The organism is Bradyrhizobium neotropicale, assembly GCF_001641695.1.
GTDB classification, from domain to species: Bacteria; Pseudomonadota; Alphaproteobacteria; order Rhizobiales; family Xanthobacteraceae; genus Bradyrhizobium; species Bradyrhizobium neotropicale.
Window position 1 is genome coordinate 98,759 of sequence record NZ_LSEF01000041.1, and the last position, 13,865, is coordinate 112,623.

The 13,865-nt window shown below is 65.2% G+C and carries 15 protein-coding genes; 10 read left to right on the forward strand and 5 right to left on the reverse strand.

The window, feature by feature from the left end; genetic code table 11:
• The first annotated feature begins 87 nt into the window (after nucleotides 1-87).
• Nucleotides 88-234: a hypothetical protein gene (locus AXW67_RS43150; protein ID WP_198024699.1), complete on the forward strand. Its 147-nt coding sequence runs from the start codon at nucleotides 88-90 to the stop codon at nucleotides 232-234.
• Here the strand turns inward: AXW67_RS43150 and AXW67_RS13080 are convergent.
• Genes AXW67_RS13080 through AXW67_RS13090 form a run of 3 tightly spaced genes read right to left on the reverse strand, consistent with a single transcriptional unit; the run spans nucleotide 231 to nucleotide 4,028 of the window.
• The gene (locus AXW67_RS13080) at nucleotides 231-1,817 is read right to left on the reverse strand and encodes an ATP-binding protein (protein ID WP_063678215.1); all 1,587 of its coding nucleotides are present in this window, start codon (nucleotides 1,815-1,817) and stop codon (nucleotides 231-233) included. The two genes, AXW67_RS43150 and AXW67_RS13080, sit on opposite strands and share 4 nt — an antisense overlap.
• Nucleotides 1,814-2,518 (reverse strand): response regulator transcription factor, encoded by a 705-nt coding sequence (locus AXW67_RS13085; RefSeq protein ID WP_082907873.1) that lies wholly within the window; start codon nucleotides 2,516-2,518, stop codon nucleotides 1,814-1,816. Before AXW67_RS13085 ends, AXW67_RS13080 begins: the two co-directional genes overlap by 4 nt.
• Before the next feature lie 19 nt (nucleotides 2,519-2,537).
• The gene (locus tag AXW67_RS13090; RefSeq protein ID WP_063678217.1) at nucleotides 2,538-4,028 is read right to left on the reverse strand and encodes a DUF4153 domain-containing protein; all 1,491 of its coding nucleotides are present in this window, start codon (nucleotides 4,026-4,028) and stop codon (nucleotides 2,538-2,540) included.
• Between the two features lie 188 nt (nucleotides 4,029-4,216).
• Here AXW67_RS13090 and AXW67_RS13095 point away from each other — a divergent pair, with 188 nt between their 5' ends.
• Nucleotides 4,217-5,515 (forward strand): glycoside hydrolase family 3 N-terminal domain-containing protein, encoded by a 1,299-nt coding sequence (locus AXW67_RS13095; RefSeq protein ID WP_063678218.1) that lies wholly within the window; start codon nucleotides 4,217-4,219, stop codon nucleotides 5,513-5,515.
• A gap of 59 nt (nucleotides 5,516-5,574) precedes the next feature.
• On the opposite strand, the gene AXW67_RS13100 is transcribed toward AXW67_RS13095, so the two are convergent.
• Complete coding sequence (locus AXW67_RS13100; RefSeq protein ID WP_082907874.1) at nucleotides 5,575-6,183, reverse strand: TetR/AcrR family transcriptional regulator; 609 nt, start codon at nucleotides 6,181-6,183, stop codon at nucleotides 5,575-5,577.
• A 101-nt stretch (nucleotides 6,184-6,284) separates the two neighbouring features.
• Here AXW67_RS13100 and AXW67_RS13105 point away from each other — a divergent pair, with 101 nt between their 5' ends.
• From AXW67_RS13105 to AXW67_RS13130, 6 genes are all read left to right on the forward strand, one after another.
• Complete coding sequence (locus AXW67_RS13105; protein WP_063678220.1) at nucleotides 6,285-6,980, forward strand: PspA/IM30 family protein; 696 nt, start codon at nucleotides 6,285-6,287, stop codon at nucleotides 6,978-6,980.
• A 48-nt stretch (nucleotides 6,981-7,028) separates the two neighbouring features.
• Nucleotides 7,029-7,313 (forward strand): YiaA/YiaB family inner membrane protein, encoded by a 285-nt coding sequence (locus AXW67_RS13110; protein WP_027552019.1) that lies wholly within the window; start codon nucleotides 7,029-7,031, stop codon nucleotides 7,311-7,313.
• Nucleotides 7,314-7,498: 185 nt separating this feature from the next.
• Nucleotides 7,499-8,524: a hypothetical protein gene (locus AXW67_RS13115; RefSeq protein ID WP_063678221.1), complete on the forward strand. Its 1,026-nt coding sequence runs from the start codon at nucleotides 7,499-7,501 to the stop codon at nucleotides 8,522-8,524.
• Complete coding sequence (locus tag AXW67_RS13120; protein WP_063678222.1) at nucleotides 8,521-9,738, forward strand: hypothetical protein; 1,218 nt, start codon at nucleotides 8,521-8,523, stop codon at nucleotides 9,736-9,738. Before AXW67_RS13115 ends, AXW67_RS13120 begins: the two co-directional genes overlap by 4 nt.
• Nucleotides 9,739-9,807: 69 nt before the next feature.
• Nucleotides 9,808-9,936, forward strand: a complete 129-nt coding sequence (locus tag AXW67_RS44755) for a hypothetical protein (RefSeq protein WP_283806460.1) — start codon at nucleotides 9,808-9,810, stop codon at nucleotides 9,934-9,936.
• Between the two features lie 99 nt (nucleotides 9,937-10,035).
• Nucleotides 10,036-10,242: a hypothetical protein gene (locus tag AXW67_RS13130; RefSeq protein ID WP_027552016.1), complete on the forward strand. Its 207-nt coding sequence runs from the start codon at nucleotides 10,036-10,038 to the stop codon at nucleotides 10,240-10,242.
• A 143-nt stretch (nucleotides 10,243-10,385) separates the two neighbouring features.
• Here AXW67_RS13130 and AXW67_RS13135 read toward each other — a convergent pair whose 3' ends face one another.
• A complete protein-coding gene (locus AXW67_RS13135; protein WP_063678223.1) occupies nucleotides 10,386-11,231 on the reverse strand; it encodes an SDR family NAD(P)-dependent oxidoreductase in 846 nt (281 codons plus the stop codon).
• A 191-nt stretch (nucleotides 11,232-11,422) separates the two neighbouring features.
• On the opposite strand from AXW67_RS13135, the gene AXW67_RS13140 reads away from it, so the two are divergent.
• Nucleotides 11,423-12,919, forward strand: coding sequence for an aldehyde dehydrogenase family protein (locus AXW67_RS13140; RefSeq protein ID WP_063678224.1), 1,497 nt, complete (start codon nucleotides 11,423-11,425; stop codon nucleotides 12,917-12,919).
• Nucleotides 12,920-13,035: 116 nt separating this feature from the next.
• Nucleotides 13,036-13,865: alkene reductase (locus tag AXW67_RS13145; RefSeq protein ID WP_245315532.1), on the forward strand; the 830-nt coding region annotated here is incomplete at its 3' end.

Genomic DNA, 13,865 nt, shown 5'->3' on the forward strand with positions numbered 1-13,865 from the left:
GCCGCTGGTCCTCGCATTTCCGTGATGGAACCTAATGGCGGCTGATGCGACTTACATAAGACGCGCGAAAAAGCGTGCGAGGCTGTCATGGCAGAGCATTGGAAGCATACCGCCGATCCGGCCGAGATCATGCGGGCGACCGGTCACCCTGAACTGGAATATGCCGCAGGCTGGACCATCGCCGGTCTGGTCACACTCGGCACAATCGTCGCTGCCTGGGTCTTCGCGATCTAGGCGACCGGAAACTGAAGCTCGAAGGCCGCACCCTCGTCGGTCGGCTTGAGCCTGATCGAGCCGCCATGGCTCGCCATCACTGCGCGCGCGATGGCAAGACCCATCCCGGTCCCACCCTGGTCGCGGCGGGTGGTGAAGAAAGCGTCAAATATCCTGTCGCGGTTGGGCACTGAGATCGGCTCGCCGTCATTGCTGACTGTCAGCCGCAGCGTGGTGCGTTCGTCGACCGCTTCCAGCCTGATCGCCCTGGCCTTATGCCGCATCGCGTTGTCGGCGAGATGCGACAGCACGATCAGCGCCTTCTCGCCGGACATGCCGATCGGCCGGTCGAGGCTGCCGCAGGCCGAGATCACGCTGGCCGGAAACCGGGTCTTGAGGTCGGCGATGACGGGCGCGAGCTCGGTGCGTTCGTTCTGCGGCAGGCTTTCGGCGCGGGCCAGTTCGCGCAGCCGTTGTGCCATCGCCTCCAGCCGTTCGGTGTCGGACAGGATGTTCGCAACGAACGTCTTCTGCTCGGCGGGCGTCAGTGCATCGGATTTGCCCTGAAGCGAATCCTGCAGCAGCTCGGCCGCGCCCTTGATCGAGGTCAGCGGCGATTTCAGCTCGTGGGTGAGATGTGCCGAGAATGTCGCGATGTAGTCCGAGCGCCGCGCCAGCTGTTCGGCCATGCCGAGGAAGCTGTGCGAGAGCTGGGCGAACTCCCGCGTGCCGTAGTGTCTGAGCGGCTGGAAGGCCTCGCGGTCGCCGCGGCTGATCCTGGCGGCACGTTCGATCAGCTCGCGCATCGGCAGCGTGATGGTGCGGGAGAATACCAGCCCGATCGCGATCGTCCCGAGGATCACGGCGAGCCCCGCCAGCACGAACTTGGCGCGCTCCTGGTAGAGATGGTCAAAAATGTTGCTCGGCGTCCGCGTGGTGTAGATGACGCCGGCGACGCGATTGTTGACGATGACGGGCATTGCCGAGAACACGTGCACGCCGAGGCCGCGGCTGAAGGAATAGATCGGCGGTGGCGGCTTGTCCGGGACGCGGTTGCGCAGCGTGGCGCGGTATTGCCCGTGCAGCGCGTCGGCCACTTCCTCGATGTGGGCAAGCGATTGTCCGACCTCCTGGCGCCCGGCGATCACCACCCCTTGCGGGTCGAGGATCCTGAATCCCGCCAGCGTCACCTTCTGGGTCTCGCGAATGATCGGCGTCAGTTTTGCGCCGATCTCGACATAGGCCTGCTGCGCCGGACGCGGCGCGGCTTGCGCATCGGGGCGCCGCCGCAACAGGTCGTTGGCGGTGAGATCGAGTGCGGGCCGGATCGGGGTGAACTGGTCGCCGGGATCGGGCAGCACCCCGGGCGGCACCTCGGCGCCGAGCGTCAGGCCGCTGCCGAGCCGCGCCTCGACCTCCTGCGCATAGATCGTCGCGAGCACCCGGCTCTGCGCGATCAGCTCGGCCTGGGTCTGGCGGATGAGCTGGTTGTCGTAGAGGCGGAAGAAGAACAGGCCGACGAGCGGCAGCACGCCGACGGTGGTCAGCACCGCAAAGATGACGAGGGCCAGCGAGGGCCGCCACTTGTCGGGTGCGGCGCTCATGTCTGCTTCTCGCAGCGGCCGAGCTTGAAGCCGACGCCGTGGATGGTCTCGATCACGTTGTCGCAGGCGAGCGCCGCCAGCTTGGCGCGGATGTTGCGGATGTGGCTGTCGATGGTGCGGTCGGACACCTGGATGTTGAGCTGATAGGCTGCCCGCATCAACTGCTCGCGATTGAACACGGCGGTCGGCCGGGTCAGGAACGCGCGCAGGATGCCGAACTCGATCGCGGTCAGCTTGAGCTGTGTGCCGGCAAAGGACGCGACGTGCTGCTCGGGATCGATCAGGAGGCCACCTTGGATCAGCGCCGCCGGCCCGGCTTTGGCATCGCCATTGCGCGGGCTGAGGCGGCGCAGGATGACGTTGACCCGCGCCACCAGCTCGCGCGGACTGAACGGCTTCGTCACATAATCGTCGCCGCCGATCTCGAGGCCGAGCACGCGGTCGATCTCCTCGTCGCGCGCCGACAGGAACAGGATCGGCACTTCGGAACTCTTGCGCACCTCGCGGCAGACGTCGAGGCCGTCGAACTCCGGCATGCCGACATCGAGCACGATCAGGTCGGGCTTCTCAGTGGCAAAGCGGCTGAGCGCCTCCTTGCCGTCGCGCGCCTCGATCACGTCCATGCCGGCTTTTCTCAGCGCGACCCGGATGACCTCGCGGATGTGGCCCTCGTCGTCGACGATGAGAATACGATGCGCCAAGGATCTCTCCGCTTCCTCGTCAGCCTGCAGCCTTGGCCTGCGCATCGAGTCTGCGTTGCAGCCGCCAGCTCCGAAAGCCCCAGGTCCGCCAGGCCAAGTCCTGTCGCTGCTGTTCTACAAGGCGGTCGCGGCGCGACACAAGGCAGCTCTCGTTGGCACCGGCCCGGAGCGCGATCGCCTTGTCGATCGCGGGCAGCGCCTGCGGTCCGAGGGTGAGGAGATAGTTGATATCGATCTGCACACCTCTGCCCGATGCTTCGCGGCTGTGGGCAACATTATAGTCGGCAATGAGTGCATCGAAGTTCATGAGAGAAGAGGAATACAGCACGATCGTTAACGCGATCAGATTTGCACTGATGAGCCACCGGTTGGAACGGTTGAGGGCGATGCGCGCCACGATCAGGACCAGCCCGACCGCGACCAGCCCCATCCAGATGAAGGCCGCGATGCGCCAGTAGGTCAGCATGTAGATGTCCACGTAGAGATCGAGGCGCAGAATGGAGGAGGCGACCAGGAGGACGTTCTGTCCGACCCAGAGATAGACCAGCGGCCGGATCACCTTCGATTTCTCCGCAGCCCCGCCCGGGCGCATCGCGGCAAGCACGAAGACGGCGGCGAGCAGGGCGGTTGCGATCAAAGGGTAGGCGCCGCGATGGGCGTAGGCCGCGTAGGTGAGGCTCGTGGGCAGCGCCACGTGGCCCCAGAGATAGATGCCGTCGAGGGTGGACTGCGCGGCGAACAGCACGTTGAACAGGATCAGCGAGCGTAGGATCGTCGCGGGTCCCAGGAACTCGGCCGGGACGAACGACGCAAGCGGCTCCGGTTCGGCGACATCGGCTGCCGCAGTGGCGACACTCTTCTGGCGGCGCCAGCGCACATGGATGAACGGCCAGACCAGCGCCAGCATTGCCGTCCAGAACAGCACGCGCCAGACGCTGACATATTCGACGATGAGCTTTGGATTGAGCAGGGACACCCATTGCTCGATCACCGGGTTTGCCGCGGCAAACAACGCGACGAAGACCATGCCCAGCACCGCCGGCAACAGCCAGAGGGCGATAGCGCGGGTGAACGCCGACATGTTGAAGACCTGCAGCGCATCGGGAAAGAACCGCAAGGGGCCGAACAGGAAGAAGTTGCGCAGCGCGCGGGCGCGGTCAGCGAATTCGGTCGTCTCCGGATTGGTCGCGAGCAGCAGGCCGACGACCATCGCAATGGTGAGGATCGCAAAAGAGAGCGTGTTCACCTCTTCGATCGCCGGCACGAGGCCCAGAGCGAGGACGGCGCCGCCGATCAATGCGCGCCGCCATTCCAGCGAGGCGTGGTTGGCGAGCAGCGAGGCGCAGGCGATCGCGACGGCAAAGATAGAGAGCGACAGTCCGATCCGCTCGCCGTAGAGCAGCCAGTCGGCGAGCGCGGCCAGCATCAATGCCATTGCGAGCTTGGCCGGGATCGCGGAAGGCCGCATCGGTTGGATATCAATTGTCGACGTCGAAGCCAGGCTCGTCATGTCCAAAAGACCTTTCGTGGGTGATGACGCCACGAAGTCTGGACGGCTCTTGTGCAGAAGCCGGGATCATCGTCTGCACGAGTTCAGGAGTTTCGTGCAGATTCCGTGCAGGCGCGCTTTTGCCTCTCGCGCAACGTGAATCGCCTTGATAGGTGCGAGGCGTTCGCCCCTCGCACCCATTGAAATCCATGCAGCTCATCCGCCGTATCGGCCTCATCCTGCTCTGGCTGGCCGCGCCCGTTCTCGCATTCGCGGCCGCAAACAAGAACGATCCTTATCTGATTGCGCTGCGCGGCGCCGGGAACGTCGCGCTCGTCGCCGTGAGTATCGTTGTTGTCGTCGTTCTCTTACGCCGGGGACGTTGGCGCAGCATGGCCGGCAAGCTGCTCGTCCTTCTCTGGTGTCTGCCGCCGCTCCTGATGGCTGTCGCGCACTCGAGGTTCGAGCTGCGCAAGCATGGCGTCCTCAGCGCGAGCGCCGCCGAGGCGCGGCAACTCGGACCCCACTTCATGGTCGGCTACGCTTCCTTTCCCGAGGTCGCGCGTCTTGCGGAGCAGGGCTTGATCGGCGGCATCTACGTGACACGGCACAACATTAGGGGCCGGACCGTCGATGCCCTGCGCGCCGAGATCGCAGCGCTCCAGGACAAGCGGCGCGCCGCCGGCCTTTCGTCGCTCATCGTCGCCGCCGATCAGGAAGGCGGGATCGTCGGTCATCTCTCGCCGCCGCTGACAAAAGTGCCGGCGCTGGCGACGCTTGCCGGGCTCGCGCCGGATGTCCAACAGGCCAAGGCAGAGGAATTCGGGCGAATTCACGGGCGCGAGCTTTCAGGCCTCGGCATCAATCTCAATCTCGCGCCGGTGCTCGATCTCAAGCCGCCGGCGCGGCGCAATCGTCTCGACTTCCATACGCTGATCGGCCAGCGTGCGATTGCCACCGATCCTGTTGTCGTTGGTGCGATCGCTAGCGCCTATGTCCACGGGCTTGAAGCCTCGGGCGTCGGCGCCACGCTCAAGCATTTTCCCGGCATCGGTCGCGTGCGCACCGACACGCATCATTTCAGTGCCAATCTCGATACGCCGGTCAAGGAGCTCGAGGCATCCGACTGGCGCCCGTTCCGCGAGGTGCTCGCGCAGTCGCACAGCGCGCTCATGGTCGGCCATGTCACGCTCACGGCCATCGATCCCGATCGCGCTGCCTCGCATTCCAAACGCGTCGTCGAGGGAATCATCCGTGACACCTGGAATTACCAGGGTGTGGTGATGACCGACGACCTCGTGATGGGCGCGATCTACCAGCACGACGTCTGCAAGGCCGTGGTCGAGGCGATCGACGCCGGCGTCGATCTGTTGCTGGTCGCTTATGACGGGGCGCAGTTCTACCGGATCTTTGATTGTGCGCTCGATGGCGCGCGGAAAGGCAAGCTCGATGCAGCCGCGTTGCGAGCCAGTGAAGCGCGCCTCGTTCGGGCGTTTCCCGCTGACTGAGCGGTGAGGCCCGTTTCAGCTTCTGCACCGGAAAGTGCGGTGGCTTGCAAGTCGGCGAGTTAGTTCTGTCGCGCCACCAATCCGTCCAGCATCGCGCGCACGAGTCCCGCGATCTCGTTCCGCAACGCCGGCAGGGGCACTGCGACCAACTTCTGCTCCAGCCCCAGTGCCACCATGCCGTGCACGGCCGAGAACAAGCTGCGCGCGGTGATGCCGAGCTGCTCCGGACCGCGCTTCGGAAACAAAGCGGCGAGGGGCCGGTAGATGTGGCCGAACAGCTCCATCTGCTCGTTGATCGCCCAATCGGGCACCATCTTGCCGCGCTCCATGCGATGCTCAAACAGCGCGCGCCAGAGTTCGAGATTTTCCGCAGCGAAATCGCAATAGGCAATTGCAATGCGGACCAGCGTCTCCTGCGGCGAGGCGGGGCCTGCGCCCTCGGCGCCGGTCAGAGCCGCGTCGAGCCGGCGCAGCGTGCGCGAGCCGACGCGCAGGATCAGCTCGTCCACGTCGGCCACGAGATTATAGACCGCGCCATTGGCGCAGCCGATCGCGCGGGCGAGATCGCGGGTTTTCAGGCCGGCCAATCCCCTCTCGGCGATCATCCGTTCCGCTGCGACGATTAGCGCCTCTTTCAGTTTCTCTCGTCGTTCCAAGGCTTTAGACATTCTCAACCATAATTCTTGAGCGACGCTCAAATTTATCTTGAGCAATGCTCAAGATATGCTACAAAGCGTCTGTGAGCAACGCTCATAGCAGGGAGTAGCCAATGTTCAAGACCGTAGTGACGCTCTTCCGCGGCAGCGTGGCGGCCGCCGGCGAGGAGCTCGAAGACCGGACGGCGCTGCTGATCCTCGATCAGCAGATGCGCGATGCGGCCGCCGCCGTCGAGCGCAGCAAGCGGACGCTGGCGCTGGCGATCGCCCAGGACCAGCACGAGGCCCGGAAGCTCGAGGCTACCAACGCGCGCATCGCCGACCTCGAGACCCGTGCCGTTGCGGCGCTCGACGGTGGCCGCGAGGATCTTGCCAAGGAAGCCGCCGAGGCCATCGCCGGCCTCGAAGCCGACCGCGACGCTGCCATGACCGCACGCGCGCTGTTCGCGACCGAGATCGCCCGGCTGAAGCGGCAGGTCGCCAGCGCGCAGGCCCGCATCACCGAGCTCGATCGCGGCCGTCGTCTCGCCCGTGCCTCGAAAGCGGTGCGCTCGCTTCGCCGCAGCGGCATCGAGGCGGCAAGGCCTTACGAATCCACGCTGCCGGAGGCGGAGAACACGCTGAAGCGCCTCCGCGAACGGCAGATCGAGGCCCAGGCCGCCGACGACGCGCTGGTCGAGCTCGATGCAGCCACCGGTCCGCTCGCCACCGCAGAGAAGCTCGCCGAGCAGGGCTTCGGCCCCCGGCTCAAGACGACCGCGGACGACGTGCTGGCGCGGTTGAAGTCCAAGCGCACGCCCACCGACTGACCCTAACCGATGATCATTCACCTCAACGTCAAGCAACAGGAGACCATCATGAACCCGACCACCCCGTCCCACAGCCCCGCCTGGGTTACTTTCACCTACGTTTCGTTCGCCGCGTCCGCCTTCATGGTCGGCCTCGGAATCTTCTTCCTGCCGCTCGACCTCTCGGTCAAGGGCTACCTCGCCATGGGCTTCCTGATGCTGACGCAGTCCTGCATCACCATGACCAAGACGATGCGCGACAATCACGAGAGCGGCCGCCTGGTGAACCGCATCGAGGACGCCAAGGCCGAGCGTCTCTTGATGGAAGTCGAGCGCGGCTCGCGGGCGGCGTAAAGCACGTCACAAGCCGGCTGGAGCAGGGACGGCGGATGCGAAGGCATCCGCCGTCCTCTCCGCTTTGCGCCGGTTTGTCGCACGCCCCGCAATATTTCCTTTACCCTGCAGTCGTCGCAGGAGGTTGTACTCATCGCTCCTTAACAGCCTCGCATGAAGAACGATCCGGATCACAGGCGGGCAGGATGACGGCTTCTGGCAACGGGCGAGACGCAGGACAGGTCGGAGGCGCGGCCGGGCGCGTGCGCAGCTACGCCGCGTTCTGGTTCAAGGCGCTCGCGCAGCCGAGCATCGATCTCAGCTTGCGCACCCATCCCGGTCACATGACCCGGATCGTCGAAAGCCCCGGCCTGTCGCTGCCGCAGGACGAACTCGACAGGTTGATTACGCAGCTCCGCATCGTTGCGGCCAAGACGCTGCCGGCCGATCAGCTCACTTACGGCATCTTCTCGGGCGAGCGCGAGCGCCTCTCCCGCGCCATCGTCACGCTGATCTCCGAGGAGGACAGCGGCCGCCCGATCGCGTTCAACGCGCTGTCGGTGATGCAGGTCGAGCTCGACGGCGCGCCGGTCGACGTCACCCATCTCGGGCTGGTGATGGTCGACCCCGATGCGCGCGGGCAGGGCCTGTCCTGGGTGCTCTACGGCCTGACCACGCTTGTCCTGTTCCTGCGCGACGGCCTGCGCCCGCGCTGGATCTCCAACGTCACGCAGGTGCCGTCGGTGGTCGGCATGGTCAGCGAGACTTTTTCCGACGTCTATCCCTCGCCGCGCCCCGAGGCGCGGCCGAGCTTTGCCCATCTCCAGCTCGCCCGAGGCATCATGCGCCGGCATCGCAGCGTGTTCGGCGTCGGCGATGATGCCGGCTTCGACGAGAGCCGCTTCGTCATCACCGATGCCTATACCGGCGGTTCCGACGCCCTGAAGAAGACGTTTGATGCCGCTCCAAAACACCGGGACGCGCAATATGGTGAGTTCTGCGCCCGCGAGCTGAACTACGATCGTGGCGACGATTTCCTGCAGATCGGCCACATCGATCTTGCGGCGGCGCGCAGCTATCTGTTCGAGCAGGTGCCGCACCGCTCGCTGCCCGGTCTGTTCGTCGCATCCCTGATCCTCGGGCTGCAACGGCTGGTGCTGCCGGTCATCTACTGGCTCGACGATCGCAGGACCTTCGGCACGCTGCGGCCCCGGCAGGGGAGCGACCGATGACGTCGGCCGTCGTCGCCAACGCGATCGTCAATCTCTGCGGCGTGATCGGGCTCGCCGTCGCCATGCTCGCGCTTCATCGCCGCGATGCGCATAGCCCGCTGACCGGACGCCTGGTGATCGCGCTCGGCATCGTCGCGCTGCTGTTCCTGGTCCGCAGCATCGCCTGGCTGAGCGAAAGCAGCCTGCTCGACGATCTCTCGGTGATCCCGGCTGCCGCGATTCCTTTCGGCGCGCTGATCGTGACCGAGGGGATGCTGCGGCGGCATGCGCCCCGCGCCATCAAGCTCGGGGTGATTATCGGCGCCGTCGTGCTCGGCGTCGGCGGTGCGCTGGGCCTCGGGCATTTCGATATGCCTTACGCGATTGCGCTGGCGCTGTTCCAGCTCGGCGGCTTCGCCGCTTGCGCCTTTCTGCTTGCGACGCGCGATCGCCAGTCGTTGATGGTGTCCGAAAACCGCAGCATCGATCGCATGACGATCGGTGCCATCGTAGTCCTCCCCTTCATCGTCACCGATTTTCAGGCGCTGATGCCCGACATGCCGGTCAGGCTGGGTGCGCTCGGCGCGCTGCTCGTGGTCACTGCGGTCCTGATCGCCGGCAGCAGCGCCGAAGCACGCTGGCACGGCGTGCTCCTCACCGTGCTGCGGCTCGTGAGTTCGGCCCTGCTTGGTCTTGCCGCGGCCTTTGTCGCCCCCGATGTCGACGCTGCCCAGATCGCGCGCTTCTGCGCAATTGCGGTCGCGGGTGTGCTGACCATCGGTCTGATGACGGACACGTTACGGGCCTACCTCGAATCCCGCGCACCGGGCGTGCTGAGCTCGGTCGCGATCTCGCCGGCAACCACGCGCGACCAGCTCATCGCGGAGCTGCTGCGCCATCCGCTGTTCGAGAGCGCGCGGCGCTACCGCGAACAAGATCTCGCGCCCTACGATCCCGCCTCGTTGCGCAACCGTCTCGCGACGCATCGCGTGCTGCGGCGGTTCGATGCGCCCTGGGGACATCCGCCGGCCGATCCGGCGGTGGAGCGGCTGGTGTCGCTGATGGCCGCGGGCAATGCGACGCATCTCGTCGTGCTCTCATCCGACCCGATCGATCTGCTCGCGCTCGCGGTTCCCGTGATCTCAGCCGATCCTGCCACCGAGACCGCGATCGCGCTGGTGCAGCGTATCCTGATCATGACGGATGGTGCCGCGCAGGGCACGCCGAGCGCTTAGGGTATATCGGAGCCCGGCATCTGCCAGCGCTCGCGCGTTGGCGAAATGTTGCACGCCTGGGAATTTGACATGCGCAACGGCCGGTCCCGGTTCGATCCGAAGCGCGTCAAGATCCGGTCGTATCCCGTTGCCGTGGCGAGCGGCGAGGAACTGCAGAAAGGCCCGTATGTGGCGGAGACCTTTCCAGGCGCACGTTGAAGATGATCATGTGATCGTGGAAGTTTGAGACTGCTTTGCTGATTGTGATTTCGACGCAACTGCGATAAGCCTCGCCCGCATTCATGGCGGAGACGAGCTTTGTCGAAACAATCCCTGCGAGAGGAAGCCGAGCGCCTGATCCGCGAATCGATGGAAAAGAAGACCATCGTCGTCAAGCAGGGCACGACCCGCATCGAGGCGGTCTGCGGCAAGTGCGGTGCCCCGAACCGGGTCCAGGCCCCCAAGGGGCAGAGCCGCGTCAAGTTCGCCTGCAAGCAGTGCGGGCATCAGCAAGAGACGCTGTAGTCGATCCCGCGCGATCAATGCTTGATCCTCATTCTGAGGAGCCCGCGTAGCGGGCGTCTCGAAGGATGCAGGCCACGGCCGGGCCCCATGGTTCGAGACGCGCTTCGCGCTCCTCACCATGAGGGTCTTATGTTGCAGCGAGACTAAGTGCCTTCCACAAACCTCTTGAACGCCTCTGCATAGTCCGGATGCCAGCGCGACAAGGGCGGGCGGTTCTCGACGATGTCGCCGGCTGCCCACAGCATGCGCTTCTCGTCGAGTTCGCGCGGCACGTCGTTGTCCGGGCATAGGATGTAGAAGTCACCGGCCTCAAGCCGTGCCAGCATGAAATCGACGGTCTGCTCCGGCGTCCAGGCGCCGGCCGGCTTCTCGGTGCGTCCCTTCGCTGTCAGGCCGGTGAACACGAAGCCGGGGATGAGCAGATGCGCGGTGATGCGGCAATCCCGGGTGTTGCGCAGCTCGTGCTGGAGCGCCTCGGTGAACGCCTTCACGCCGGCCTTCGAGACATTGTAGGCGGGATCGCCGGGCGGCGTGGTGATGCCCTGCTTCGAGCCGGTGTTGACGATCAGGCCGGCCGTGCCGCGCGCGATCATGCCGGGCGCAAAGATGCGCGATCCATTGATGATGCCCCACATGTTGACGCCGATGACGCGCTGCCAATTGTCGGGCTCGCCGAACAGTGTGCTGCCGGGCTGGATGCCGGCATTGTTCATGAGGATGTCGGTACCGCCAAAGCGCGCGCGCACCGCGCGTTCCAGTTCCGCCACGCTCTCAGGCTTGCTGACGTCGGTGACGGATGTCATCACATTTGCGGCATCCGTAACGGATGACAGTTTTGTTGACGCCTCTGCCAGTCGCGTCTGGTCCACATCCACAACGCAAAGTTTCATCCCGGCGCGTGCGAAGGCCTTGGCGGCAGCAAGACCGATGCCGGACGCGCCGCCGGTGATCACGGCAACATTGTCCTTGGTGATGGCGGGGTGCGGCATGGATCGTCTCCGGGGCAGGGGCGTTGCACTCGATCGAGCTATAACATGGCGGTCAGTCGACCCTGCACAAGTGGGCATGGGTGCTCTTCGTTCCGCGCCGACTTTACGCCTATCCGGCACCGCTGTATTCTGTTCAACCTAACGATCCTGCCCAGATCGAGCCAATCAATCACCTCACAGGGAGTGCAGCCATGGCTGTGTCGCAGGCTATTCCGATCACGCGCCATCCGTTCGCCAACGGGTCCTACAAGCAGATGCTGATCGACGGACAGTGGGTCGACGCTGCTTCCGGAAAGCGCTTCGAGACACGCAACCCCGCCACCGGTGAGCTGCTCGCAACCGTTGCCGAAGGCGACAAGGAAGACATCGACCGCGCGGTTGCCGCCGCCCGCCGCGCCTTCGAAGGACCCTGGAGCAAGGTCAGGCCGTTCGAGCGGCAGAATCTGCTCTTGAAGCTCGCCGACCTCGTCGAGAAGAATTTTGACGAATTGTCGCAGCTCGACACGCTTGACATGGGCGCGCCGCTCAGCCGCACGCGTGCCTATCGTCTGCGCGCCATCGGCATGCTGCGCTACTACGCCGGCCAGACCACCGCGATCCACGGCGAGACCATCGAGAACTCGCTGCCCGGCGAGATCTTCTCCTACACGCTGAAAGAGCCGGTCGGTGTCGTCGGCGCAATCATTCCCTGGAACGGCCCGCTGACCGCGACGATCTGGAAGATCGGCCCGGCGATCGCGACCGGCTGCACCGTCGTGCTCAAGCCCGCCGAAGAGGCGCCGCTGACCTCGTTGCGCATCGCCGAGCTTGCGATGGAAGCGGGCGTGCCGCCCGGCGTCATCAACGTCGTTCCCGGCTATGGCGAGACCGCAGGCGCGGCACTCGCCTCGCACCATGATGTCGACAAGGTCGCCTTCACCGGCTCGCACATGACGGGCCAGTCGATCATTCGTGCCTCGGCCGGCAACCTCAAGCGCGTCTCGCTCGAGCTCGGCGGCAAGTCGCCCGACATCGTGTTCGCGGACGCCGATCTCGATGCCGCAGTTCCGGGTGCGGCGATGGCGGTGTTCGCCAATTCCGGCCAGATCTGCAGCGCCGGCACGCGCCTGTTCGTCGAGCAGTCGATCTATGAGGAGTTCGTCGGCCGCGTTGCCGAGTTCGGCAAGAAGCTGCAAGTCGGCAACGGCCTCGATCCCAATGTCCAGATCGGCCCGCTGGTCTCCGAGCAGCAGCTCGAGCGCGTCACCGGCTATCTCGACCTTGGCCAGAAGGAAGGCGCGCGAGCGCTCGCCGGCGGCGGCCGCGTCACCGAAGGCGCGCTGGCCAAGGGCTTCTTCGTCTCGCCGACCGTGTTCGCTGGCGTCCAGGACAACATGCGCATCGCGCAGGAGGAGATTTTTGGTCCCGTCATCTCCGCGATCGCCTTCAAGGACATGGACGAACTGGTCAAGCGCGCCAACAACACCACGTTCGGTCTCGGCTCGGGCCTGTGGACGCGCGACGTCAGCAAGGCGCATGCGGTCGCAAAATCGCTGCGCGCCGGCTCGGTGTGGGTGAACTGCTACCAGGCGATGGATCCGGCCGTTCCGTTCGGTGGCTACAAGATGAGCGGCTATGGCCGCGAATCCGGCAAGCAGCACGTCGAGGAATATCTCAACGTGAAGGCCGTCTGGATCAAGACGGCGTAGTGCGCTTCGTTCCCGCGTTTCGCGGGAAGGAATATTGCCTTTGGGGGCGGCATCTTTTCCGGTAGCCGCCCCTCGCTATATGATGTGCATCCTTCCGCAGAGATCTTGGGGCCAACATGAAATTTCCGGCGTTGTTCAAACCGTTGCAGGTCGGTCCGTGCAGGCTCGCGCATCGCGTCGCGATGGCGCCGCTGACGCGCATGCGGGCGGAGCGCGAGAGCTTTGCGCCGCGTCCGCTCAATGCCGACTATTACGGGCAGCGTGCCACGCAGGGCGGCCTCATCATAGCCGAAGCTTCGCCCGTGCTCTCGCATGGCCGCGGCAACCCCGCGACGCCCGGCATCTATTCGGACGCGCAAATATCCGGATGGCGCAAGGTTGTCGATGCCGTGCACGCCAAGGGCGGCGTCATCTTCCTTCAGCTCTGGCATGTCGGCCGCGTCTCGCATTCCTCCTTCCATGGCGGCGCGCTGCCGGTCTCGGCCTCTGCGATTTCGATCAAGGCCGAAGGCATGCGGGCGATGACGGCCGACGGCAAGATCTCGGATTACGAGACGCCGCGCGCGCTGGAGACGGGCGAGGTCAAGGGTATCGTCGAGGCGTTCCGGCAGGCGGCCAGGAATGCGCTCGCCGCGGGCTTTGACGGCGTCGAGATCCACGGCGCCAATGGCTATCTGCTCGAGCAGTTCCTGCAATCGCGCAGCAACCAGCGCACCGATCAGTACGGCGGCTCGATCGAGAACCGCGCGCGGCTGCTGCTGGAGGTGACGCAGGCAGCGATCGACGTCTGGGGCGCGAACCGCGTCGGCGTGCGGCTGTCGCCCTACGGCATTGCCAATGATTCCGGCGAGCCGGATCCGATGCCGCTCTACACGCATGTGGTGAAGGCGCTCGACAAGCTCGGCCTGGCCTATCTGCATTTCATCGAGCCGCGCTCCAGCGGCTC

Bases quoted from the DNA above. Each gene is read 5' to 3' on its own strand.
- AXW67_RS43150 (WP_198024699.1), top strand. From the start codon at position 88: ATGGCAGAGCATTGGAAGCATACCGCCGATCCGGCCGAGATCATGCGG.
- AXW67_RS13080 (WP_063678215.1), bottom strand. From the start codon at position 1,817: ATGAGCGCCGCACCCGACAAGTGGCGGCCCTCGCTGGCCCTCGTCATC.
- AXW67_RS13090 (WP_063678217.1), bottom strand. From the start codon at position 4,028: ATGACGAGCCTGGCTTCGACGTCGACAATTGATATCCAACCGATGCGG.
- AXW67_RS13095 (WP_063678218.1), top strand. From the start codon at position 4,217: ATGCAGCTCATCCGCCGTATCGGCCTCATCCTGCTCTGGCTGGCCGCG.
- AXW67_RS13100 (WP_082907874.1), bottom strand. From the start codon at position 6,183: ATGTCTAAAGCCTTGGAACGACGAGAGAAACTGAAAGAGGCGCTAATC.
- AXW67_RS13105 (WP_063678220.1), top strand. From the start codon at position 6,285: ATGTTCAAGACCGTAGTGACGCTCTTCCGCGGCAGCGTGGCGGCCGCC.
- AXW67_RS13110 (WP_027552019.1), top strand. From the start codon at position 7,029: ATGAACCCGACCACCCCGTCCCACAGCCCCGCCTGGGTTACTTTCACC.
- AXW67_RS13115 (WP_063678221.1), top strand. From the start codon at position 7,499: ATGACGGCTTCTGGCAACGGGCGAGACGCAGGACAGGTCGGAGGCGCG.
- AXW67_RS13120 (WP_063678222.1), top strand. From the start codon at position 8,521: ATGACGTCGGCCGTCGTCGCCAACGCGATCGTCAATCTCTGCGGCGTG.
- AXW67_RS44755 (WP_283806460.1), top strand. From the start codon at position 9,808: ATGCGCAACGGCCGGTCCCGGTTCGATCCGAAGCGCGTCAAGATCCGG.
- AXW67_RS13135 (WP_063678223.1), bottom strand. From the start codon at position 11,231: ATGCCGCACCCCGCCATCACCAAGGACAATGTTGCCGTGATCACCGGC.
- AXW67_RS13140 (WP_063678224.1), top strand. From the start codon at position 11,423: ATGGCTGTGTCGCAGGCTATTCCGATCACGCGCCATCCGTTCGCCAAC.